Source organism: Chelatococcus sp. XZ-Ab1 (assembly GCF_029309855.1).
GTDB lineage: Bacteria > Pseudomonadota > Alphaproteobacteria > Rhizobiales > Beijerinckiaceae > Chelatococcus_A > Chelatococcus_A sambhunathii.
In genome coordinates this window covers 1-23,226 of record NZ_JARKII010000006.1, presented here as the reverse complement: position 1 = coordinate 23,226, position 23,226 = coordinate 1, and the positions used below count along the sequence as shown (strand labels likewise).

At 66.4% G+C, this 23,226-nt stretch carries 24 protein-coding genes, 1 tRNA gene and 1 pseudogene; 22 read left to right on the top strand and 4 right to left on the bottom strand.

Annotated elements, in window-relative coordinates:
• Nucleotides 1-112: 112 nt before the first annotated feature.
• From cysS to cimA, 3 genes are read left to right on the top strand one after another with little or no spacing between them, the layout of a single operon-like run.
• Nucleotides 113-1,666, top strand: coding sequence for a cysteine--tRNA ligase (gene cysS / locus P2T65_RS09735; RefSeq protein WP_276199689.1), 1,554 nt, complete (start codon nt 113-115; stop codon nt 1,664-1,666).
• Nucleotides 1,663-2,175, top strand: coding sequence for a GNAT family N-acetyltransferase (locus tag P2T65_RS09730; RefSeq protein WP_055459000.1), 513 nt, complete (start codon nt 1,663-1,665; stop codon nt 2,173-2,175). Before cysS ends, P2T65_RS09730 begins: the two co-directional genes overlap by 4 nt.
• Nucleotides 2,172-3,773, top strand: coding sequence for a citramalate synthase (gene cimA, locus P2T65_RS09725; RefSeq protein ID WP_055458999.1), 1,602 nt, complete (start codon nt 2,172-2,174; stop codon nt 3,771-3,773). The genes P2T65_RS09730 and cimA overlap by 4 nt, the downstream gene beginning before the upstream one ends.
• 118 nt (nt 3,774-3,891) lie before the next feature.
• On the opposite strand, the gene P2T65_RS09720 is transcribed toward cimA, so the two are convergent.
• Nucleotides 3,892-4,497, bottom strand: coding sequence for a TIGR00730 family Rossman fold protein (locus tag P2T65_RS09720; protein ID WP_055458998.1), 606 nt, complete (start codon nt 4,495-4,497; stop codon nt 3,892-3,894).
• Between the two features lie 195 nt (nt 4,498-4,692).
• Between P2T65_RS09720 and P2T65_RS09715 the strand changes: the two genes are divergently transcribed.
• From P2T65_RS09715 to P2T65_RS09630, 18 genes are all read left to right on the top strand, one after another.
• Nucleotides 4,693-6,150, top strand: coding sequence for a LysM peptidoglycan-binding domain-containing protein (locus P2T65_RS09715; protein ID WP_276199688.1), 1,458 nt, complete (start codon nt 4,693-4,695; stop codon nt 6,148-6,150).
• Nucleotides 6,151-6,272: 122 nt separating this feature from the next.
• Nucleotides 6,273-8,198 carry an ABC transporter ATP-binding protein/permease gene (locus tag P2T65_RS09710; RefSeq protein WP_276199687.1) on the top strand — a complete coding sequence of 642 codons (1,926 nt, stop codon included), beginning with the start codon at nt 6,273-6,275 and terminating at the stop codon, nt 8,196-8,198.
• A gap of 190 nt (nt 8,199-8,388) precedes the next feature.
• Nucleotides 8,389-9,102, top strand: a complete 714-nt coding sequence (locus P2T65_RS09705) for a phosphatidylserine decarboxylase (protein WP_276199686.1) — start codon at nt 8,389-8,391, stop codon at nt 9,100-9,102.
• A gap of 39 nt (nt 9,103-9,141) precedes the next feature.
• Nucleotides 9,142-10,017, top strand: a complete 876-nt coding sequence (gene pssA / locus P2T65_RS09700) for a CDP-diacylglycerol--serine O-phosphatidyltransferase (RefSeq protein ID WP_055458994.1) — start codon at nt 9,142-9,144, stop codon at nt 10,015-10,017.
• 81 nt (nt 10,018-10,098) lie between these two features.
• Nucleotides 10,099-10,317, top strand: a complete 219-nt coding sequence (gene infA, locus P2T65_RS09695; protein WP_026014757.1) for a translation initiation factor IF-1 — start codon at nt 10,099-10,101, stop codon at nt 10,315-10,317.
• A 55-nt stretch (nt 10,318-10,372) separates the two neighbouring features.
• Entirely contained in the window at nt 10,373-11,014 is a 642-nt protein-coding gene (locus tag P2T65_RS09690) for a Maf-like protein (RefSeq protein WP_186438055.1), read from the top strand.
• Between the two features lie 10 nt (nt 11,015-11,024).
• Nucleotides 11,025-11,279 (top strand): DNA gyrase inhibitor YacG, encoded by a 255-nt coding sequence (gene yacG, locus P2T65_RS09685; protein WP_276199685.1) that lies wholly within the window; start codon nt 11,025-11,027, stop codon nt 11,277-11,279.
• Nucleotides 11,280-11,550: 271 nt separating this feature from the next.
• A tRNA-Phe gene (locus P2T65_RS09680) sits at nt 11,551-11,626 on the top strand.
• Between the two features lie 163 nt (nt 11,627-11,789).
• Nucleotides 11,790-13,034, top strand: coding sequence for an integrase arm-type DNA-binding domain-containing protein (locus tag P2T65_RS09675; RefSeq protein ID WP_276199684.1), 1,245 nt, complete (start codon nt 11,790-11,792; stop codon nt 13,032-13,034).
• A 149-nt stretch (nt 13,035-13,183) separates the two neighbouring features.
• Entirely contained in the window at nt 13,184-13,600 is a 417-nt protein-coding gene (locus tag P2T65_RS09670) for a hypothetical protein (RefSeq protein ID WP_276199683.1), read from the top strand.
• Between the two features lie 100 nt (nt 13,601-13,700).
• A complete protein-coding gene (locus P2T65_RS09665) occupies nt 13,701-13,889 on the top strand; it encodes a helix-turn-helix domain-containing protein (RefSeq protein ID WP_276199682.1) in 189 nt (62 codons plus the stop codon).
• A gap of 15 nt (nt 13,890-13,904) precedes the next feature.
• Nucleotides 13,905-14,450, top strand: coding sequence for a hypothetical protein (locus P2T65_RS09660; RefSeq protein ID WP_276199681.1), 546 nt, complete (start codon nt 13,905-13,907; stop codon nt 14,448-14,450).
• Nucleotides 14,451-14,500: 50 nt separating this feature from the next.
• A complete protein-coding gene (locus P2T65_RS09655; protein WP_276199680.1) occupies nt 14,501-14,743 on the top strand; it encodes a hypothetical protein in 243 nt (80 codons plus the stop codon).
• Nucleotides 14,740-15,852, top strand: a complete 1,113-nt coding sequence (locus tag P2T65_RS09650) for an AAA family ATPase (RefSeq protein ID WP_276199679.1) — start codon at nt 14,740-14,742, stop codon at nt 15,850-15,852. Before P2T65_RS09655 ends, P2T65_RS09650 begins: the two co-directional genes overlap by 4 nt.
• Nucleotides 15,849-16,265 (top strand): hypothetical protein, encoded by a 417-nt coding sequence (locus tag P2T65_RS09645; RefSeq protein WP_276199678.1) that lies wholly within the window; start codon nt 15,849-15,851, stop codon nt 16,263-16,265. The genes P2T65_RS09650 and P2T65_RS09645 overlap by 4 nt, the downstream gene beginning before the upstream one ends.
• Before the next feature lie 14 nt (nt 16,266-16,279).
• Nucleotides 16,280-16,774 (top strand): hypothetical protein, encoded by a 495-nt coding sequence (locus P2T65_RS09640; RefSeq protein WP_276199676.1) that lies wholly within the window; start codon nt 16,280-16,282, stop codon nt 16,772-16,774.
• A 177-nt stretch (nt 16,775-16,951) separates the two neighbouring features.
• Nucleotides 16,952-17,422, top strand: a complete 471-nt coding sequence (locus P2T65_RS09635) for a hypothetical protein (protein ID WP_276199675.1) — start codon at nt 16,952-16,954, stop codon at nt 17,420-17,422.
• Entirely contained in the window at nt 17,409-17,603 is a 195-nt protein-coding gene (locus P2T65_RS09630) for a hypothetical protein (protein WP_276199674.1), read from the top strand. The genes P2T65_RS09635 and P2T65_RS09630 overlap by 14 nt, the downstream gene beginning before the upstream one ends.
• Nucleotides 17,604-18,368: 765 nt before the next feature.
• Here P2T65_RS09630 and P2T65_RS09625 read toward each other — a convergent pair.
• The 3 genes from P2T65_RS09625 to P2T65_RS09615 all read right to left on the bottom strand — a co-directional run bounded on the left by P2T65_RS09625 (nt 18,369) and on the right by P2T65_RS09615 (nt 22,346).
• Entirely contained in the window at nt 18,369-20,588 is a 2,220-nt protein-coding gene (locus tag P2T65_RS09625) for a phage tail tape measure protein (RefSeq protein WP_276199673.1), read from the bottom strand.
• A 358-nt stretch (nt 20,589-20,946) separates the two neighbouring features.
• Nucleotides 20,947-21,489 carry a hypothetical protein gene (locus P2T65_RS09620; protein ID WP_276199672.1) on the bottom strand — a complete coding sequence of 181 codons (543 nt, stop codon included), beginning with the start codon at nt 21,487-21,489 and terminating at the stop codon, nt 20,947-20,949.
• The gene (locus P2T65_RS09615) at nt 21,486-22,346 is read right to left on the bottom strand and encodes a pyocin knob domain-containing protein (protein WP_276199671.1); all 861 of its coding nucleotides are present in this window, start codon (nt 22,344-22,346) and stop codon (nt 21,486-21,488) included. The genes P2T65_RS09620 and P2T65_RS09615 overlap by 4 nt, the downstream gene beginning before the upstream one ends.
• Nucleotides 22,347-23,133: 787 nt before the next feature.
• Between P2T65_RS09615 and P2T65_RS09610 the strand changes: the two are divergent.
• Nucleotides 23,134-23,226 (top strand): annotated as a pseudogene (locus P2T65_RS09610) (IS5/IS1182 family transposase); the annotation flags it as partial.

The window sequence follows — 23,226 nt, the reverse complement described above, 5'->3', positions numbered from 1 at the left end:
GATCATTCGCCCGATCATTATTTGCAGCTAGCGTTTCCGCTGGCTGGAGCCGTCCTGTTCTCTCGCAAAGATCGGATTGCCCTCCCTGCCGGCGGCTAGGAGATCATTATCCATGTCTCAAGAGACGTTGCGGCTCCACAACACGCTGACGCGCACCAAGGAAGACTTCCGCCCCATCGATCCGGCGAACGTGCGCATGTATGTGTGCGGTCCGACGGTCTACGACTATGCCCATATCGGCAACGCACGGCCCGTCATCGTCTTCGACGTGCTGTTCCGCTTGCTGCGGCACATTTATGGGGAAAACCACGTCACCTACGTCCGCAACATCACGGACGTGGACGACAAGATCAACGCCCGCGCCGCCCGCGACTATCCGGACCTGCCGCTCAACGAGGCCATCGCGAAGGTCACGGAGAAGACCGAGGCGCAGTTCCACGCCGACATCGCCGCCTTCGGCGTCCTTCCGCCGAGCGCGGAGCCGCGCGCTACGGGCCACATCGAGGAGATGAAGGCCATCATCGAGCGGCTCGTCGCCCGCGGCGTCGCCTATGTGGCCGAGGACCACGTGCTCTTCTCCCCGGGCGCCATGGACGCGCGCGGCAAGGCGCCGAAATACGGCACGCTCGCCCGCCGCTCGCTCGACGAGATGCTGGCGGGCGCGCGCGTCGACGTCGCGCCGTACAAGCGCGACCCGATGGATTTCGTCCTGTGGAAGCCCTCGAAGGAGGGCGAGCCGGGGTGGGAGAGCCCCTGCGGCATCGCGGCGAAGGGCCGGCCGGGCTGGCACATCGAGTGCTCGGCCATGGCCATGGCGAAGCTTCTCGAGCCCTTCGGCGGCGGCCTCGCCTGCGAAGACCCGATGAAGAACGTCTTCGACATCCACGGCGGCGGCATCGATCTCGTCTTCCCGCACCATGAGAACGAGATCGCCCAGAGCTGTTGCGCCTTCGACACCGGCCGCATGGCCAACTTCTGGCTGCACAACGGCTTCCTCATGGTCGAAGGCGAGAAGATGTCGAAGTCGCTCGGCAACTTCGTCACGATCAACGAGTTGCTCGCGACAGATAGCTTCGGCGGCCGCTCCTGGCCGGGTGAGGTGCTGCGCCTCGCCATGCTGCGCACCCATTACCGCCAGCCGATCGACTGGACGGTGAGGGCGCTGGAGGAGCAGGAGAAGACGCTGCAGCGGTGGCGGCGCCGGTTATCCGACGACCAAGCCGTAGTGCCTGTGCCGGACGAGAAATTCTTGGCGGCTCTCAAAGATGATCTGAATACGCCAGAAGCTATAAAGCGTATTAACGAGCTAATGAATTGGGGGTATTGGGCGAATTTGGATGATCCCGCCGATGATCAGATTGGATCTGTCGGTTTTGGTGACGGATATTCCGGTTTTACGGCAGCTGGCGAGCGGTCGGAAATGGCCGGTCGGGCAAAATTCTGCCTGGATATTCTCGGTATCGATTTGCAGACGAGAGAGGTGACGGCGGAGGAGCGGGCGGAGATCGACACCCTCATCGCCGCCCGCCTCGCCGCCCGCAAAGCCAGGAACTGGGCCGAGTCCGACCGCATCCGTGACGAGCTCGCCGCCCTGGGCATCCAGCTGAAGGACGGCAAGGACCCCGCGACCGGCGAGCCCGTCACCACCTGGGAGGTGAAGCGATGAGCGCCCAGGCGCTGCCCGCTCCCGCGCTCCGGCCCTTCCTGCCGGCCGACGTGCCGGAGCTCGCCTTGATCTTCCGCGCCAGTATCGAGGAACTGGCCGGCGAGGATTACAGCGAGGCGCAGCAGGAAGCGTGGATGATGCTCGCCGACGACGAGGCGGCCTTCGGCACCATGCTCGCCGGCATGCTGACCATCGTCGCCACCATCGGCGGCATGCCGGTGGGCTTCGCTGCACTCAAGGGCGCCGATCACATCGACATGATCTACGTGCATCCCGAATTCGCCCGCCAGGGTGTCGGCAACGCCCTGTGCGACGCGCTGGAGAAGCTCGCCGGCGCCCGCGCGGTGAAGCGCCTGACGACGGATGCGAGCGATGCGGCGCGGCCTTTCTTCGAACGGCGCGGCTATCTCGCGCAGCACCGCAACACGGTCATGCGCGGCGAGGAATGGCTCGGCAGCACCCGCATGGAAAAAGCCCTGCCGGCGGCAGGGGAAGGACCAGCCTCATGACAACGCGAGAGCGCGTCTATCTCTACGACACCACCCTGCGCGACGGCGCCCAGACCACGGGCGTCGACTTCTCGCTGGAGGACAAGCGCCTCATCGCGGGCCTGCTCGACAAGCTGGGCATCGACTATGTGGAAGGCGGCTATCCCGGCGCCAACCCGCTCGATACCGAGTTCTTCGCGGCGAGGCGCACGGAACGCGCGAAGTTCGCCGCCTTCGGCATGACGAAGCGCGCCGGCCGCTCCGTCGCCAACGATCCGGGCGTGGCGGCGCTGCTGGAGGCGAAGGCCGACACCATCTGTTTCGTCGCCAAGTCCTGGGACTACCAGGTCACCGTGGCGCTGGAGACGAGCCTCGAGGAGAACCTCGCCGGCATCCGCGAGAGCGTCGCCGCGGCGAGGGCCGCCGGGCGCGAGGTGATGCTCGACTGCGAGCATTTCTTCGACGGCTACAAGGCTAACCGCGACTATGCGCTCGCCTGCGCCAAGGCGGCCTATGAGGCCGGCGCGCGCTGGGTGGTGCTGTGCGACACCAACGGCGGCACCTTGCCGGAGGAAGTCGCTGCCATCGTCGCCGATGTGGCGCGCCACGTGCCGGGCGACCATCTCGGCATCCACGCCCACGACGACACGGGCTGCGCCGTCGCCAATTCGCTCGCCGCGGTGAACGCCGGGGTGCGGCAGGTGCAGGGCACGCTCAACGGTCTCGGCGAGCGCTGCGGCAACGCCAATCTCATCAGCCTCATCCCGACGCTGAAGCTGAAGGCGGGCTTCGCCGACCGCTTCGAGATCGGCGTCGACGAGGAGGCTTTGGCAGGTATCACCCAGCTCTCGCGCGCGCTCGACGAGATCCTCAACCGCGCGCCGAACCGCCACGCGCCCTATGTCGGCGCGAGCGCCTTCGCCACCAAGGCTGGCATCCACGCCTCGGCCGTGCTGAAGGATCCGCGCACCTACGAGCACGTGGCGCCGGAGAGCGTCGGCAACGCCAGGCAGGTGCTCGTCTCCGATCAGGCCGGCCGGTCCAACCTGCTTGCCGGTCTGGAGCGCGTCGGGCTCCATGTCGACCGTGCCGACCCGCGCATCTCCCGCCTGCTCGAGGCGGTGAAGGAGAAGGAGGCCCAAGGCTATGCCTACGAAGGGGCGGACGCATCCTTCTTCCTGCTCGCCAAGCGCGTGCTCGGCGAGGTGCCGGAGTTCTTCATGGTGGAGCGCTTCAGCGTCAACGTGGAGCGACGCTACAATGCCATCGGCGAACTCGTCACCGTGGCCGAGGCCATCGTCAAGGTGAAGGTGGGCGACGAGATCCTCATTTCCGCCGCCGAGGGCAATGGCCCCGTCAACGCCCTCGACCTCGCCCTGCGCAAGGACCTCGGCAAGTACCAGCGCTTCATCGAGGGCCTGGAACTTGTCGACTACAAGGTGCGCATCTTCCAGGGCGGCTCGGACGCTGTGACGCGCGTGCTCATCGAATCCGGCGACGAGACCGGCGAACGCTGGTGCACCGTCGGCGTCTCGGCCAACATCATCGATGCCTCTTTCCAGGCCCTGACGGATTCGGTCGTCTACAAGCTCGTCAGGAGCGGCGCGGGGAGGGAGTGAGGGCACGCCCCACCGTCATGCCCGCGCTTGTCGCGGGCATCCGTGCCTCTGGAACCTTGATGCTGTCAGTGATTTGGGTGGCCATGACGAGCCCGGCCATGACGCGTGGAGCGGCTCCTCAGAACCGCTCGCCGAGCGGCATCTTGGCTTCCCGCTCCTCGTCGCTGACGCGGGCAGCCGCTTGCTCGATCATCGGTATCACGTCGCCCACCTTCTCGGCGACGAGATAGGACACTTCGAAGCCGGGGCGGATGAAGCCTTCGTTGCGCATGTGGGCGAACAGCTGCAGCAGCGGGCGCCAGAAGTCCCGCGTGTTGAGCAGCAGGACCGGCTTGCGATGCTGGCCGAGCTGGGCCCAGGTGAGCTGTTCGACGAGTTCCTCCAGCGTGCCGATGCCGCCCGGCATGGCGACGAAGGCGTCCGCCCGCTCGTACATCATGCGCTTGCGCGTATGCATGTCGGGGACGACGATCGTCTCCTGCGCGTCCGTCAGCATCACCTCGCGCTTCTTGAGGAATTCGGGAATGATGCCTGTCACGCGCCCGCCTGCATCCAGGACGGCGCGCGCCACGGTGCCCATGAGGCCGATGTTGCCGCCGCCGTAGACGAGGCCGATGCCCTTCTCGGCCATGGCTGCGCCGAGTGTTTTTGCCGCAGCCGCATGGGCAGGCTCGTCCCCGGCCGCCGAACCGCAGTAGACGCAAATGGATCGAATCTTGCTCATGACCTAGGGGTTTGCTTGTCCCGGCGCTTCCGGTCAAGTCACGAAGCGTGAGATGTTCCGGAACGGCACAGGCAAGGTTGATGTGGCAAGCACTGTCGCCGGAGAGCGCAAACGTGCCGCCGGCTCAGAAGGATATGGCGAGCGCATGTCAACGCCGCTAGCTTGGGCAATCGGATAATCGGGGGTTCGTCGCATATGGTCCTGTCCCGCAACTCGCAAGTTGCCATTGCGGTCGCAGGGGTTATCGCCCTGGGACTCATCGTCTATCTTTTCGGCATTCCGCGAGAGGCCGGGCAGCGGGCGCAGCGTGATTTGCCCGTCGTCGCAACCGATGTACCCGGCCGGGGCGCGCCCGCTGCACCGACGACGACCGGCGACAGGCCTTCCGGCGATGAGCCCAAGGACGACACGGCCAACGGCGAGGCGACCAGGGGTGGTGCGGTCCAGAACCCGGAGGCGGGCAAGGCGCAGCAGCATGCCGAAGCGCAGCCGGCAGCGCCGCAGGCGCCGGCAGCCTCGCAGCCCGTCGTGCCATCCTTCGATATCGTCCGCGTCGAGCCGAGCGGCGAGGCCGTCATCGCCGGCCGCGCCGCGCCCAACGGCAAGGTCGAGCTCCTGCGCAACGGCGAGCCCTTCGCCGAGGCGTCGACCGATGCAGCGGGCCAGTTCGCCATGACACCGCCGGCCCTGCCGGCCGGCACCTTCGAACTGACCCTGCGTCTGACCGATGCCGAGGGGCGCACGCAGCACTCCGGCCAGTCGGTGACGGTGGTCGTCGCCGACGACAAGAAGCAGCAGCCCATGGTGGCCCTCGCCACCCCGAACGCACCGACGCAGGTGCTGTCGCGCCCCGAGACGACCGTCGCTCAGGCACCTTCGGTCGCGCCGCAGAACGCTCAGCAGGGCGTTCAGGAAACGCCGCCCGCCCGGCCTGCCGGGGGCGAAGCCGACCAGGTTCAGCCGCCCGCAGGCGCGGCGCCTGCGGCGCCCGGCACCGGTACTCCCGCGACGGCGGATTCGCCGGCGGCAGGGCAGGCGACCGAGCGGGTCGGCGTCGCCATCGATGCGGTCGATGTGGAAGGCGGGGGCAGGCTCTTCGTGTCAGGCCGCGGGGCTCCTGGCGCCACGGTGCGGCTCTATCTCAACGACAGCTATCTGGCGGCGGGCGACGTACCGGCCGACGGGCGCCTGTCCTTCTCCGTCGAGCGCGGCGTGGCGCCGGGCGACTACCGCGTGCGCCTCGATGATGTGGATCCCGGAACCGGAGCCGTGCTGTCGCGCGCCGAGGTGCCCTTCACCATGCCGGGGCCGGAAGCGGCCGTGGCTGTTTCCACCGCCCCGGCCGCACAGGGAGCGGCGGCGCCGACCGGGCCGGCCTCGCCGGAAGTATCGAGCGTCCCGGCCGGGCAGGGGGAGGTCGCGCCAGCCGAAGCGGCCCGGCCCGCCGGAGGCGAGGCAGTCGTCGTGGTGCCCGAGGTGCGCACCGCGGTTGTCTCCCGCGGCGACAGCCTCTGGCGGATTAGCCGGCGCATCTATGGCCACGGCATCCGCTACACGGTGATATACGACGCCAATCAGGAGCAGATCCGCAATCCCGACCTGATCTATCCCGGCCAGGTTTTCGTGCTGCCCAACGGCGACGCCCGACGGTGAGCGGTGGGGCGGCCCTTCGAGCGCAAACGCCGCGGCGCGCTGCAGCACCCTGTCATCGGCAGGGTGCACAAACGGCCAGCCGGGCCTATATGAGGGGCGCGTTCTGTCTGGAATCTTTCTGAATGGCTGACCAAGCAACCGGCCTCGCCGCGCCGGAAACGGCCGCGCAGGGGCCTGCCGCAGCGTCGCACCGGCCGGGCATCGCGGGCACCATGGTGCGGCTGTGGCCCTATCTGTGGCCGCACGACCGGGCGGATCTGCGCCTGCGCATCTACATCGCCTTCGCCCTCCTTCTGGCGGCGAAGATCGTCACCGTCCTGATGCCCTACAGCTTCAAATGGGCGACGGACGCGCTGACCGGCGAACTCGGGGGTGCCGGCGCGCAGACCACGGCGCCACTGTGGGCCGGGGCCGTGACACTCACGGTGCTCTACGGCCTCACCCGCATGCTCATGGCCGCGCTCACGCAATTGCGCGACGGCGTTTTTGCCTCGGTGGCCATGAATGCCGTGCGGCGCCTGGCACTCAAGACGTTCGAGCACATGCACCAGCTCTCCCTGCGCTTCCATCTGGAGCGCAAGACGGGCGGGCTGACGCGCGTCCTCGAGCGCGGCCGTACCGGCATCGAGGAACTGGTGCGCCTTGCGGTGCTGCAGCTCGTGCCCACGATCATCGAATTCCTGCTGGTGATGGCCGTCCTCTGGCTGCAGTTCGACTGGCGCTACGCCGCGGTCGTCTTCGCCATGGTCGTCGTCTATCTCGCCTACACCTACCAGGCGACGGAATGGCGCATCGGCATCCGCCGGCGCATGAACGAATCGGACACCGATGCCAATACCAAGGCCGTCGATTCGCTGCTCAACTACGAAACGGTGAAGTATTTCGGCGCGGAGGAGCGCGAGATCCGCCGTTACGACCGCTCGGTCGAGCGTTACGAGCGCGCCAGCGTCGAGACCTACACCTCGCTCGCCGTGCTCAACGCCGGCCAGGCCATCATCTTCACGCTCGGCCTGACGGCGGCCATGGTCATGGCGGTGTTCGACGTGCGGGCCGGCCGCACCACGGTCGGCGGCTTCGTCATGGTCAACGCCATGCTGATCCAGCTCTACATTCCGCTCAACTTCATGGGCATGCTCTATCGCGAGATCAAGCAGGCACTCATCGACATCGACGACATGTTCTCGATCCTCGCCCGCCACCCGGAGGTGAGCGACAGGCCCGGTGCCAAGCCACTCGCCGTCGGCGAAGGCACGGTGCGCTTCGAGGACGTGCGCTTCTCCTACGTGCCGGAGCGGGAGATCCTCAAGGGCATCTCCTTCGAGGTCCCGGCGGGGCGCACGGTCGCCATCGTCGGCCCCTCGGGCGCCGGCAAGTCGACCATCTCGCGCCTGCTGTTCCGCTTCTACGAGCCGAGCGGCGGCCGTATTCTGATCGACGGGCAGGACATTGCCGCCGTGCAGCAGGCCAGCCTGCGCGAGAAGATCGGCATGGTCCCGCAGGACACGGTGCTGTTCAACGACACCATCGGCTACAACATCCGCTACGGCCGCTGGGAGGCGGATGAGGAAGAGGTCGCAGAGGCCGCGCGCCTCGCGCAGATCGACACCTTCATCCGATCGTTGCCGGAGGGCTACGACACGCCCGTCGGTGAGCGCGGCCTCAAGCTCTCGGGAGGCGAGAAACAGCGGGTGGCGATCGCCCGCACCATCCTGAAGGGCCCGCCCATCCTGGTGCTCGACGAGGCGACCTCGGCCCTCGATAGTTTCACCGAGAAGGAGATCCAGGACGCGCTGGACCGGGTGTCGCGCGGCCGAACGACGCTGGTGATCGCCCACCGCCTTTCCACCGTGGTCGGCGCCGACGAGATCATCGTGCTCGACAAGGGCGTGATCGCCGAACGTGGCACCCATGACGGGCTGCTGGCGGCAGGCGGCCTCTACGCCGCCATGTGGAACCGCCAGCGCGAGGCCGACGAGGCCCGCGAGAAGTTGAAGCGCGCCGCCGAGGAGGAGGGCGAAAGCCTGCGCCTGAGCCTGACGGCGGGTTGACGGGCGGTCCAAGGCCTGCCATCCCACTGCGCCACGCGGATCCCGTGCAGGGCGCGGGTTGCGAGCAGCGTCGCTGTCGCGACGGCGCGCCCCTGCTGGGTTTGCGTTTTCATGACGGAACCGGCTTCCACCGGCCGGATGACGACTTCCGCCAAGGGGACAGGGTCCGGGTCCCGGCGGCACAGTGCCGATGCGAGAGCAAGAGATGTCCATCTACGAATCGATCCGCAAGACGCTGACGCCGATCCATAAGGAGGGCTATCCCTTCATCGCCATCGCCGCGGTGGCCTCGCTCGTCCTCGGGCACCTGTGGGCGCCCTTCGGCTGGATCGGCCTCATCATCACGCTCTGGATCTGCTATTTCTTCCGCGATCCCGAGCGTGTGACGCCGACGCGTGACGGCCTTGTCATCGCTCCGGCGGACGGGCGCGTCAGCGGCATCGCCACGGTGGTGCCGCCGCCGGAGCTCGCGTTGAGCGAGGAGCCGCACACGCGCGTCTCCATCTTCATGAACGTCTTCGACTGCCATGTGAACCGCGCCCCGGTGCCCGGCCGCATCGCGCGCATCGTCTACACGCCCGGCCTGTTCATCAACGCCGAACTCGACAAGGCGAGCGAGAACAACGAGCGCAATGGCCTCGTCATCGAGTCCGGCCCCCATCGCATCGGCGTGGTGCAGATCGCCGGGCTCGTCGCCCGGCGCATCGTCAGCTTCGTGCACGAGGGCGACACGCTCGTCGCGGGCGAGCGCTTCGGCCTCATCCGCTTCGGCTCGCGCGTCGATGTCTATCTGCCGGCGGGCATCCAGCCGCTCGTCGGACTAGGCCAGCTCACCGTCGCCGGCGAGACAGTGATCGCCGACCTGAGGTCGGAGGAGGGGCCGCGCGCCTTCCGCAGCGCCTGAGGTTGTGCCGGCGGCGCCTTTGCCCGAGAATGACCCGCGATGACTGATCTTTTCCCGCCCTTCGCGCCGGATCCGGAGGAGGCGCGCCGCCGGCGCTTCACGCCGATTCCGCTGCGCGTGCTGGTGCCGAACGTCATCACCCTGCTCGCGCTCTGCCTCGGTCTCACCGCTATCCGCCTCGCCATCGAGGAGCGGCTCGAGCCGGCGATGATCGCCATCGTCATCGCTGCCATCCTCGACGGTATCGACGGGCGTGTGGCGCGCCTGCTCAAGGGCACCTCGCGCTTCGGCGCCGAGCTCGATTCGCTGTCGGACTTCGTCAATTTCGGCGTGGCGCCGGCGCTCATCCTCTACAGTTTCGTGCTGCACGAGCTCAGGTCGATCGGCTGGATCGCGGCGCTCGTCTTTGCCATCGCGGCGGCCCTGCGCCTTGCGCGTTTCAACGTCATGATCGACGACCCGGCCCGGCCGGACTGGCAGAAGAACTACTTTGTCGGCATGGCGGCGCCGGCGGGGGCCATCTGTGCCCTTCTCCCGATCTATCTCTACATGCTCGGCCTGCCGGTCGACGGAATCGCTGCCCCTTTCGTCGCCGCCTATCTCGTCGGCATCGCCTTCCTCATGGTGAGCCGCATCCCGACCTATGCCGGCAAGACGCTGGGCAGCCGCGTGCCGCGCGAGAAGGTGCTGCCGCTCTTTGCGATCGTCGTTCTTTTCGCGGCGCTGCTCGTCAGCTTCACCTTCCAGGTTCTCGCCATCGGCGTGATCGTCTATCTCGCGCTCATCCCGGTGGGCGTCATGCGCTACCGCCGCATGGCGCGCGCGGACGCTGCCCGCTCGAAGGGCGATGAAGCCGCCGCCGCGCCGGGGGAGACCGCTGGCGAGGCACCGCGCCGCGGGCCGGCGGGCGCTTGAAATCCATCCAATGGCCCAGTTCACAAGACTTCACCTTTCGATTAGTTTCCGCGCCGTTTCGCTGTCAGAGCTGGTCAGAGCATGTCGAAAGAAGAGCTGCTCGAGTTTCCTGGGGTCGTCACCGAATTGCTTCCCAACGCGATGTTTCGTGTGAAGCTGGAGAACGATCACGAAATCATCGCCCATACGGCGGGCAAGATGCGCAAGAACCGCATCCGTGTCCTTGCCGGTGACCGTGTCCTCGTCGAGATGACACCCTATGATCTGACCAAAGGGCGCATCACCTACCGCTTCAAGTGATGCAGACGCGCCGCGCGCGGCCGACCCTACGTTCGATGCGGAGAGAGGTTTGTCCTTGAAGCCCAACCCGGCCGGCGGCTGGCGCCCCAGGCTCATACTGGCATCTGGCTCGCCCCGGCGGCTCGCGCTCCTGCAGCAGGCGGGGCTCGAGCCCGATGCCGTCCTGCCGGCCGATCTCGACGAGACGCCCCGGCGGGGCGAGAAGCCGCGCGATCATGCCCGCCGCCTCGCGCGCGAGAAGGCGGAAGCTGCGCTCGCCGTGGCGCGCGGGCGCGAGGAGCTGGCCGAGGCCTTCCTCGTCTCCGCCGACACGGTGGTTTCCGTCGGCCGGCGCATCCTGCCCAAGGCGGAGGTGGTGGACGAGGCGGCACAGTGCCTGCGCCTGCTCTCCGGCCGCGTGCACCGCGTCCACACCGGGATCTGCGTCGCGACGCCCGCCGGCAAGCTGCGCGAGCGGGTGGTGGAGACGCGCGTGCGCTTCAAGAACCTGTCGCGCGACGAGCTCGAGAGCTATCTCGCCTCCGGCGAATGGCGCGGCAAGGCCGGCGGCTACGCCATCCAGGGCCTGGCCGGCTGCTTTGTCGTCAAGCTCGTCGGCTCCTACACGGCCGTGGTGGGCTTGCCGCTGCAGGAGACGGTCGCCATCCTGGAGGGCGAGGGTTATCCCGTGCGCCTCAGCTGGCTCAATGCCGTCTGACGGGACGTCGATGCCTCAGGGAGTTCGGACCATCAAGGATTTCGCGACGAAGCCGGCCAACGACGAGGCAAAGGCCCCGGCGTGTCCCATCTGCGGCAAGCCGCGTGTCGAGCGCTGGCGCCCCTTCTGTTCCTCGCGCTGCGCCGATGTGGACCTCAACCGCTGGCTGAGCGGCAGCTACGCCATCCCCGCCGCCGAGGACGACGACCTGCCCGACGACGGCGGGGCGGGCGAGGGCGATCGGCGCCGCACCGGCGAGGACTGACCGCGACCGGCGACGACCGTCCTTTCAGTCTTGTCCGGGTCCTCTCGTCATGGCCGGGCCTGTCCCGGCCATCCACGCCTTGGAGCATGTCGCGGGCTTCCACAGGACGTGGGTGCCTGGATAAGCGCCGGGCGTGACGGCATCGACGGCGCCGTTCTCCCATGCGGATCAACCTGCCTGTGGAACTCCGCATCACCCGGCTGGACAGGCGCCGCCGCACTCTCTATAAGCGCATCGTCCGCAGCGGCGCCGCAAGGCGCGGCGAGCGTGGGCCCAGATAGCTCAGTTGGTAGAGCATGCGACTGAAAATCGCAGTGTCGCTGGTTCGATTCCAGCTCTGGGCACCATTTACCTCTTTCCCTTCGATTGCAGTCCTGACAGAAGCCCATTGAAACGGGCGTTTCTGTCTGTGGTTTCGCGCGCCGAAGCGTGCGCTCGTGCGTGGGCAGCCCAGAAAATTGTTGGTACATTTTCGCCCTGATACCAACAGGGGCGGGGAGCGATACCAACATGCCGCTGACCGATGTCGGGATCCGGGCCCTAAAACCGGGCCCAACGCCGCGAAAGATATCCGATGGCGGCGGTCTGCATCTGCTCGTTTCCACGGCGGGCGGGAAGCTCTGGCGATGGAGCTATCGCTTCGCTGGAAAACAGAAGACGCTCGCTCTTGGCGCATATCCGGATGTCGCTCTCGCCGAGGCCCGGCAGAAACGTGATCAGGCCCGGCAGGTTCTGAAACGCGGCGAGGACCCCGCGCAGCACACCCGGCTCGCCAAGCTCACCGCGGCGACACAGGCGGCCAACACATTCGACGCACTGGCCGACGAGTACCTCGCCAAGCTGGCCCGGGAAGGTCGCGCCGAGGCAACCATCAACAAGACGACGTGGCTGCTGGACTTTGCTCGAGGCTCTCTTGGGGCGCGGCCCGTGGCACAGATTTCCGCGGTCGAGGTGCTGGATGTCCTGCGCAAGGTCGAGGGGCGAGGGCGTCACGAGACAGCGCGACGCCTGCGCAGCACCATTGGCTCGGTCTTCCGGTACGCCATCGCGACCGCCCGGGCGGAAAGCGATCCAACGTTTGCATTGCGCGGCGCCCTCACGGCGCCCCAGGTCAAACACCGCGCAGCGCTTACCGACCCGAACGCCTTCGGTGGCTTGCTGCGCGCCATCGCGGGATATGATGGGCAGCCTACGACGAGCGCCGCCCTGCAATTGCTCTCCCTGACCTTCGTTCGTCCGGGCGAGCTGCGCCTGGCTTGTTGGGACGAGTTCGACCTCGGCAAGGGCGTTTGGACCATCCCTGCCGGTCGAACGAAGATGCGGCGGCCGCATGCCGTTCCGCTGGCGCGGCAGACGCTCGTCGTCCTTCGGGAGCTCCAACCTCTCACCGGATATGGCAAGCTGCTCCTGCCCGGCTATGGACGCGGGAGCAGCGCGGGCAAGCCGGTCGAGCCGCGTCCCATCTCCGAGAACACGTTGAACGCCGCTCTCCGACGCATGGGGTACGGCTCGGACGAGATGAGCAGCCACGGCTTCCGGGCTGTGGCGTCGTCGCTTCTGAACGAAAGCGGGCGGTTCAATCCCGACGCGATCGAGCGGCAACTCGCCCATGTTGAAGCCAACGACGTCCGGCGGGCGTACCACCGCGCTGAGTATTGGGACGAGAGGGTCGCAATGATGCAGTGGTGGGCCGACCATCTCGATGCGCTCCGTGATGGCGATGTTCGGCCGTTCAAACGGCGAGGCGCAGCATGAAACGGGGGAGAGGTCGTCCGCGGAAGGAGCGGCCCACAGGCGCCGCGCCAGTGCGGCCGCGAGGAAGGCCGGCCGGAACCGTTCTGCCCTTTTGCCGCGACCCCCGGCGGTATCAAGCGATCGTCGTGCTGACTTTGGCGACGAGCGGGATGAGCGAAAACAAAGCGCGGCTTCTGGCCGCGATGGCCTTTGATCGCGAGGCTGAGATAGGGTTTGTCGAGAAAAAGGATCGCGATCCGGAGCTGCGTTCCTTCGCAAAACGTCAAGCGGACCGGGGGCAGGGGGGCACATGGCGATTGCTCATGCGGCCGGACCTGCCGCCAGAAGAAGCTGCTGTCGATCCATCGCTCGACAGCGCGTTGCGGGCCTTGCGTCGAACGATGAAGCGTGCCGACAACATGACCTCGGCAGATCTGGTCTTCGTGTCGGACAGCGCTACGTTCTTACGCTTGATGTGGTTCGGTGAGACGCAAGTACTGCGGTCAGCTGGGCGGTTACTCTTGGCGGGGATTGGATGGCCCTCCCACATGATCGACCACGCTCGCCGAGCCATCCTCTTGCCCTGAATTTTTGATCGATTTTTTTGTCCGCGCCGCATGCAGGCGAAGCGCTGCACTCTTGCGAAGTCAATCGCGCTCTGCCGCGAACAACCGCGAGAGGATCGCAATGCAAGCCCCCAACAAGACCTTTGAGCCGATGCTCGTGACCGTTCGAGACGCTTGTCAGGCACTCGGTTGCGGCGCGACGTCAATCTATCGCCTTGTCCGCGCTGGCCGCCTGAAGCCGGTCAAGATAGGCCGCGCGACCCGCTTCAATGTCGAAGACGTGCGCGCCATTGCCCGCGGCGAGCGTTGAGGGGCGGACCTGACCATGACGAAAAAGCCCTCACCGATCATCAGCGCGACGGCTGCTTTCGATGCGCTCGACCGTGCCCAAGCGAAACTTGAGGAAGCGCGATCGCTCTTCGACGATGCCAGGCACGCCGCTCGGGATTGTGCTGCACGCGAGGACGAAAATGACCCCAGGTCGGTCGCGGCGCGCGTAGCAGCGGAGAAGGAACGAGACGCCGCAGCCGAGGCAGTGGCCGTCGCGGAAGCTGCTTGGCGGGCTGCCGGCGAGATGGCTAAGGCAGCCTGGAACAACTGCAGGGTGTCGTTGCACGCCGAGCACGCTGCGCTTGAAGCATCCGCCACCCGGAGATACCGAGCCGCAGTTGCAGAGCTTCACGCGGCAGCGGCGAAACTGAATGCTGTTCGGGATGCTGTTGACGGCATGCATCAACTCGTCCGGCTGCCAGCGCTGCCAATCCCGGGCGAAGATGCCGAGCCATCCTCTTGCCCCCTCGCCGAGACGCCGATCGAGCTTGAAGCCTTCAGGCGGCTCCGCCGCCGAAGCGATCTTGCCTTTTCGTCCTAATCCAGGGCCGCGCCGGTTGGAGGACGGCGCACCTCAGACAGGAGGCCAACATGGCCGCCGAACCCGAAACATTCGCCGTGCGCCGGCACGAAGGCGCTTCCGCAAGAGCTCGTCAATCAGGTCGCCGAGCAACTATCCGTCTGATACTAAAAATCGGCAGAGGGCGGTACGCCAGCCTGGATATCAGGCCCGGTCTCGCCGCTTCCCTACGGAAAGTCATCGGCGAGAGCCTTTCCGACCTCGGCCGGGATCCGGACGATCTGACCTCTGATGAGGATGGGGGCGAACAATGAGCGCTCCCAAGCTCGAAACGATCTCGGCAGACCGCCTGATGAGCGAACAGCTCCCAGTGCCGAAGTCCGTAATCCCCGGTCTATTGCCGACAGGCCTGACGCTGCTCGCTGGGCGCCCGAAGCTGGGCAAGACATGGCTCGGGCTCAACGTTTCCATTGCGGCTGCAGAGGGGAGTTCCGTCCTCGGACGAGAGGCAGGGGTAGCGGGTGACGTTCTTCACCTTGCCCTTGAGGATGGTCCTCGCCGCCTGCAGGACCGCCTCCGCGTCATCCTCAACGGACGGCCCGCTCCTTCGCGGCTGGCCTTCGCCACGTCCTGCCCCACACTCCGCGCCGGCGGCGACCAAGCGATCCGGGAATGGGCGGCGAGCGTCCCAGATCCGCGCCTTATCGTCGTTGATGTCTTTCAGCGTATCCGAGCAAAAGGAGAGCAAAACACGCGCCTCTATGCCGACGACTACGCTGCGGCGCTCCCGCTGAAAGACATTGCCGACAAATTCAGCTGCGCGGTCGTCGCCATCGTTCATGCGAGAAAGGGCGACGCTGCCGATGATCCGCTCGACGCGGTAAGTGCAACGACCGGCCTGACTGGCGCAGCGGATCACATTTTGATCCTCGATCGGAGCCGCGATGGCGTCGCCTTGTACGGACGAGGGCGTGATGTGGCGGAGTTCGATTTGGCGCTCAAGTTCGATCCGCATCGAGGACAGTGGCTCACGCTGGGTGACAAGGCGGAGGTCGGGCGTTCAGATACGCGCAACGCCATTCTCGCCGTTCTTCGTGATGCTGCCGAGCCGCTCGGCCCCACGGAGATCGCCAAGCGCGCTGGGCTGGATCAAGGCGTGGTCAAGAAGCGCCTGGCGGACATGACCGCGGCCGGCGAGGCCGTGAAACTGTCGCGTGGCCTCTACGCTACCACCGTCACTTCCGTCCCCACCGTCACCTCTGTTCCCCCCTCTCTCTCGAGTGGCAGAGATGAGAAGGAGTGTGACGGAGGCTTGAAGGTGACGGAAGAGACGGAGGTGACGGACATAGGAGAGGATGCTGCGCGATGCCCCAAGCAAGCGCAGCATCGGACACGCGAGCGGCGGCGAAAGGTGCCAGCATGAGCTACGATCATCCCCCCCGCCATGAGTGGATCAGGCTCACCGAATTTGTGAGCGCTCGCGGCAACCGGTACTTCGCCGGTTACGTCGGCGGCCTCAAGTTCGTGCTCCTCGCCGATCCCGACGCCGAGCCGGCACGCGGTGGGATCATGTCTTGGATCCTGAGTGTCCAGCCATCGCCGAACGGCCTGCGCCCGGCCGAGCGCCGGACCTCGCCGCTTCCTGATCAGCCAGGTGCATCATCTTCGCCTCCACAGCAGGCGGGCGGCGCGCCTGAAGCGCGCCCGCCTGAGACGTCGAGCCCTGTTGAGCCTCGGGCACCTCGCCGGCGCACCAGTGGTTCCCAAGAGGCACGCGCCCGAGCTGCTCTCGAGCAACTCGATGACCGCCCTCTCAATGATGAAATCCCGTTCTGAATTGGAGAACAGAGATGACAGTTGCAGGTATTGAACCGACCGCCGCCGAGCGCCTGCTCAAGGCTGATCCTGCCGCCGGCTTGATCGATGCGATAGGTCGCCTCGCCGCGTATAGCCTGATCCTGACGGAAAATGAGCCGACGATGGCTCGCGTACGTGCAATTCGTTCTGCATTCCGGCACCCTGGCGCTCTGGCTGATCCCTTGCAGCTCGGGCGCCTCGCGGATCGCCTTCAAGCCGAAGCTGAGAGCGCCGATGCCGGCGCCCGCGATCGGCTGATCCGAACTGACCCTTCGTCCGTTGGTCTTGGCACGCGGGCGGCGGGAAGGTCGGCAGTTGCCTCTGCCACTTCGCTTCAACCCATCAGGCCATCGGCGCTCTCGCCCGCGGAAGTTTATGCCGAGCGCCAGCGGCAGGTCTCGGCCGCTTCAAGGAGGGAACCGGTCCGCGTCAAAGGGGTGGAGATAGACCCGGCGGCAGTGTACCAGGCGCGCCGCAGTGGGTGCTGAGAACTGGCGAGGCTTCAATACGGCCAGCCGCCGCGCCTTGCCAGGCCGCGCGGTCGATGCGGTCGCGGTCGGTTGCATCGATCGAAAAGGGACCGTCTCCCGGCTGCGGCGCCGGCCACGACGCGAAGGCCCCGGCTTTTCGCATATTTCAGAAACTGAGAATTCGGGTGCCATGCCATGAAGACGGCCCTCAAACCGGCCTCCCAGAACGATCTCGCCAAGCACTTCGGGCTTTCCAGGGCGCGCGTCCGGGCACTCGTCGCGGACGGTATTGTCCCAGCAGGTGCCGATATCGACACTGCCCGCCTGACCTATCTCGACTGGCTTCGCGACGAGGACAGGCGCAGCACGAAGGCGGCCGGGGAAAGCGCGGTCCGCATGGCGCGGGCGCGGCAGATCGAGCTGCGCACGGCACGGGACCAGCGCGAGCTCGTGCCGTGGCAGGAGGCCACGGCCTACACGCAAGAGATCGTCGGGATGCTGATCTCGCGGATGCAGGGTCTTCCGGCGCAGGTCACGCGAGACCCGGCGCTCCGGAGCAAGATCGAAAACGCGATTGACGCCATCCGCACCGATGTCGCGGATGCGGTTGGGCAGCTCGAGGCGCAGATTAACGACCGCGAGGACGGCGAAGATGCAAATGCCTGAGGTTCCAGACCGCCAGGTCCTGGCAGACGAGGCCGAAGCGGCCGCGCGGCGACTGCGGGCCGATGACATCAAGGCCTTCCAACGCGGACGACTGACATCGGCTATGATCGAATTCCAAGCGAAGCTGGCGTTGCTGAAGGCGGCGGCAGGCGAAGAAACCGAGCCCGAGATCGGATCTTGACAAGCAGGCCGTGCACGCGGCAACGTCATTCCTGCCGGTGCTGAAAGCGCACTGGTGCGGGGTGAGAGCCGCAAAGGACTACGGCGTCCGACGCGCCGAAACTCGCTTTCGAGCGCGTTTTCTATTTCTATGGTCGGGCGCAGCGGGGCGCCTCGTGCGCGCCGGTCCCTCGTGGTCCACCGGTCTCTCAAACCGCTGTTGCCCGGCCGCCAGAATGAGAGCTGTCGGTCGGGTCCATCGGAAGGACCATGACCATGTCGACTGCCCCCGCACAAACTGCCCTCCCTCAGTCCCACGATGTCGCTAAGGATCTGCTCGCTCTCCTGGCGACGATCGATGAACTTGCCGACGACGTCGACAGCCTGGTCGACGTTGCCGAGTGCATCGAGCGAAGCGTCTGCAGAGAGGTCGCCGTCGATTTGACGCCACATGTACGGGGGGCGCTGCGCCGCAGTGCTGCGAACATCCGTCACATGTCGAGACGGGCGAGGGCGCTAGCTAAGCCAGGGAACTGATCGGCTCGGGCTTGACGGGATCGGCCATCGGGGGTTCGATCCCGTCGAACTCCCGGTCCGGAGAGCAAGATGACGGCCTCGGTAGAGGATGATCCCATTCTCGAACTGGTCAGGGCGCTGGCGCGGCGGCAGGCACGCATTGACGCGGCGCGGGCACGGCATGATGCGGCCGTCCTCCGTGCTGAGCGAGAACGTGCCACGGGGAGCGACAATCCCGCCGGCGCAATTGCGAGGAGCGATCCAAGCGGCTCTAAGGAACGCCCGTAGCTGGCGCCGCCGCTTCCGGCATCGACACGCCGGTTGACCCGGGCCCGTTGGTTCCGCCCTGCAACGGCATGCGTGCCGCCGCGTCCTTGGCGATCTCGTGCATGCGGACCTCGAACATCGGCGACGGCTCGACCGTGACCTTTAGCTCGTTCCGCACCGTTGCCTCGCCGGTCACTGACATCTGAGCCGGTCCCATGCGCATCATGGCGCGGCCGCGCGCCCCTTCCGGATCGCGGCGGAACTCGTCCGCGGCGCGGCGCGCGCGCTCCATAGTGGCGGGATCGACCGCCGGCCCGCTGGGCAGCGACGGCAAGTCGTTCCAGATGCGCTTGATGCGGCCCCACGTGCCGAGGTTCATCTCGGCCTCGGGGTCGTACCCGGCCGGGTATGCCGGCTTGGGCAACGCGTCGAGGCCGGCACCGATCAGTGTCCGGCCGCCGAAGTAAAGGCCACCGCCGATCAGACCGCCCCGAAGGCCCGTGCCAATGAAGCTGCGAGCCCCTGGGCCTGCAGCGGCCGGAGCAGCGGTGCCGGCCGCGCCACTGCCCGTGAAGCGCAGCAGCGCGATAGCGGGCCCGAGCGCCAGCGCTGCAGAAGAGAGTGTGCCAGCGGCAATGCCGGCATAGGTTGCGAACTCGAGCAGCTTCGGGTTCGCTTCGGCCAGCGAATTGATGCCTGATGCCAAGTGGTCGAAGCTCTTCGCAACCGTGTCGAGCACCCCGCTCTCGGCCAGCGAGAGGATGAGGTTGTCAAACGACGACACGAGGCGGTTATGAGCCCCGAGAGGCCCGCGCCGCATCAGTTCCGCGCCCCGCTCGGACGAGCCTGCCGATTGCTCGGTCAGGATCTTGAGGAAGCGCTCGTAATCATCGTTGAACGTCAACGTGCCGATGCGGACGCCCTGACGCTGGTCGAAGATGCGCGACATCTGGCCAGGTGTGACGCCGCGCTCACGCAAGTCCGCGAGGAGCCGATCGACGTCGAGGCGCTCGCCCAGCGATGCGGTGTACCGTGACACCATCCGGGCGACCTTGCGCTTGTCGATGATCGACTTGATGCCGAGGCCCGAGATGACCTCGTCCGTCATCGCCTCCGCGATGTCTCCACCCTCGCTTTCGGTGCTCGTGAGCCGGCGCTGCAGGCGCTTCCGGATCTTGGAAGCGTCGATGCCCTGATTGCGCAGGCCCGAGAGTAGGTCGTCGACCGAGACCGGCTTCGTCTCGAGAGCATAGTCCTCGAAGCGCATGCCCATTTCGGCCATGGCCTGCCGGCTGTCGGCGGTGGGCTTCACCGTTCGGGTCAGCATAGAGCGGACCGCAACGCCCGCCTCGTCTCCACGAAGACCGGCCTGGCCTTGTGTCGCGATCATCGCCGCGAGTTGCTCTTGGCTCACGCCGAGAGCCGCGGCAAAAGGAGCCGCATACTTGAAGCCGTGCGCGAAGTCGTCGACGCCGAGGCGCGTCACGTTCGCGCCCTTCGCGATGATGTCCTGGTACCGCGTCGCCGCGTTCACCAGTTCCTCACGGTTCTTGGGCTTGATGCCGTAGGCCGCGAGCGCCGAGACGGTGAAGTCGGCCGCCGAATAGGGGTCGACATCGCCGAACAGCGAGAAGTTCATGGTCGGGCGCGCCAGCGCATCGGCGTCGTTTTCGTAGCCGGCCTGCACATAGGCGCGCTGCAACTCAGAAACATCGCGTGCCGAGAAGCCAAGGCCTGCGGCGCCGAGCTCGCGGGCATTGCGGCGCAGGCGCGTCGCCTGCTCATCGGTGAGCTCGCCGCGCGCCTGCGAATAGGCCACGGACCGCTCGAACTCGATCATGCGGGTATACGCGCTCCGGAACGCCATGCCGCCGCCGTAAGCCGCCGCGGTGCCGGCGACGGTCGCGGCGGCCGAGCCGGCCCGCGCCATGGGGCGCTGCGATTGTGCCGGATGCGTCTGCGGGGTCAGCGGAACGCCGGATCCAGAGACGGGACCACGTCCCCAGGGGCCGCCGCGCGCCATGATCTGAGCCTGGCGCTGCAGCTGGTTGTTCGCCGCCTCGATCGACCGCTTCAGCGCGTCCTGCTGGCCGCGCAAGTTGTTCAATGGGATACCGGCCTGCTCGAGACCACGCTTCGCCTCGATGGCGGCGCGAGCCTGATCACGGTAAGCCGCGGCGGCTGAAGAGACGGCCGCCTGCGCCCGACGATAGGCCGCCTCCATCTGCCGCGTCGGCTGCTCGACCTCTCGCATCGCGCGGCTGAGGCGCTGGACTTCCTCCTGCGCAGCGCGGAACTTCTGCCGGGTTTCGGAGAGCCCGCGCTGCAGGCCGCGAAAGCCCTCGATGCGGTCGAGTTTGCCCTTCATCTCGCCGATCTGCCGGCCGATACCGGAGACGGCTTCGCCGACGGTCTTCCCCGCCTTGCTGATCTCCTTAAAGCGGTTCGCGATGTCGGCGAGCGCCTTGCCCGAGGCATCACGCGCCCGGAAGACCGCTTCGGCTTCAAGGATGATCGCCATCAGGTGCTCCTATTGCTGCGGGAACAGTTCCGTTGCGTTGAAGGCCTTCGCATGTGTGGCGTCACAGCCGGGCAGCCTCTCGAAACGCTAGGTCGATATCGGCCGGGGCCAGACCGAAGGCCGGCCCAAGCAGGTCGAACAGATGATGCGATCGTTGGAACGTCGTCGCGTCCTCATACTCGATCAGCGCCTGCGACCGTTCCGGCTCGGCGAGCGTTTCGATTGCGGCGCGAATAGCAGCGTCATCGTGCCCCGCGCCGAACATCCAGAGACGCAGTTGCCGCCGCGTGATGTCAGGGATCGCCTCGGCGAGCGACCGCCACGTCTCCGCGCCGAAATCATACGTCTGTCGAGCATCGGCGGGCGGCTCGGCCACCTCGATTGCCCCAACTGGCGGGAGCGCCCCGACGAAGGCCCCGAGATAGGTTCCAGCATCGTCGACATAGTAGCGAGCCGGCACCCACTGCGCGCCGTTCCAGACGCGGGCATCCGCCGGCGGCAAATCGGGCACCTGGATCGCGCCGTCCGGTGCGTCGTCTTCGTAAAACGAGCCGATATACAGGCCGGTCTCATCGACGAAGTGGAGAAGCTCTTCCGCCGTCATGCGAGTGCCCTCACGACAAGACGCCAACTGCCCAGCGTGATGGCGTCGCCGGCGCCGTTGGCGAAATTGGCCACCTTGATCCCGTTCGCGATCTTGATCACGACGTTCGTGGCGTCCTTCTTGATCGTGACGCCGAAGTGCCCGACGCCCGCCTCGGTGTGGACATAGGAAGCGCTCGCCAGCACGTCGCCCACCGAATAGCCGGCGTTCGCCGTCTTGCAGATGAGATAAGGCTGGGCGATGCGGGGCTCGACGCCGAGCCCATGTGCCAGCGTGATCGTGCCGAGCGCCGTAATCGTCTGCTCGGAGCTGACGAACTCCCGGTCGATCGGCAGCGCATCGACTTCGCCCTGCAGCGAGTAGAGCCAACCGCCGATGTCGACGATCACGTCTTCCACGTTCGTCTTGTCCGCGAACCACGACGGATTAATCCAGCCCACATCCCCGGCAAGGACCGTGCCGATGCCCCAGGGCTCCCAAGCGCCGCCCGACAGCCTGCGCCGGTTCGCCGAGATGAGCTTCGTACCCCCAACAAGAAGCGTCGCGCGCTGGAACAGGCGATCCTCGTCGGCCGGGTCGTCGATGACCTCGACAACCCATCGATTGGAGGCGCCCGCGAGGGGAGCGTTGAGCTCGCTGGTGAGGATGTAGGTGCAGCGACTGCCCAGCGAGTTGAAATCCGTTCCATCGGGCGCGACGACGAAGTCGCTGAGCAGTTGGGCGAGGTACGCCCCGACGGCGCCAAACGGGTATTGGACCGCCACGCCGCCCTGCTCGCCAACAACAATGTCAGCGTCCCTGATGGAGCCGGCAGGCGGGAGTTGGCCGAACCTGATGCGCTTCTCAAGAGACATCATGGACACCTCAATGATCGAGGTTGCATCGAAATCATGAAGTTATTGGCTCATAATACGAGGTGATATGCAAGAAGAAATTATAGCAATTGTGCACTTTTGTTGCAATATTATCACTATATAGGTTTTGTCTTTCTTTGATGGTGTCGCGAAGATATCGATTACTATGTGGATGCTGAGCTTATCCGACGGGCCGCCGCAGATTTTCGCTGCGACGGATCTTCGGGCGACGCAGATCGCGCGCCTGGTCGGCGTTCATCGGAACACTGTCGAGATGATCAAGGCAGAGCGAACAGGCCAGCTAGCCAGCGCTGCGACCGCGCCTTGGCCCGGCTCTTGGCCGTCTGGTTGGACGCGTCGGCGACTACGGGGCGCTGCTTCTGAGGCGGATCGCTGCCGCCGTCCCGACGGCTACCAATATCGCGTCAGATGTCTCCGTCAGTCCGGAACCCGGACGATGATCTTTGCGCGGCCGAACGGCCGATGCTCTCGGATGTAGGCCAGCACGGACGCGTGGAGCGGGTCGCGTGGCTCGAACTCCTGGTCCGGATCATCCACCCATCGCGGTGTGTCTGGCTGGATGAAGGAATACCGCGCGACATAGACTATAAGCGCACCGCCCCATAGCGCTCGAGGCGTGATGAGGCCGAGGCAGACACCCTCGAGAACGACGGTTGCGGCATCTTGGGCGGTTACTTCGATGGCTGCCGCTAGGCCGTAAACCCATAAACGGCTCTGGGTTCCCTGACGGTGGCGATTGTGATTCAAGCTCCTTTTCGGGAGCTTTGCGATGGGCCGCTACGATCTGACGGATTTCGAATGGGAGGCGATCCGGCCTCACCTTCCCAACAAGTCGCGGGGCGTGCCTCGCGTGGATGACCGG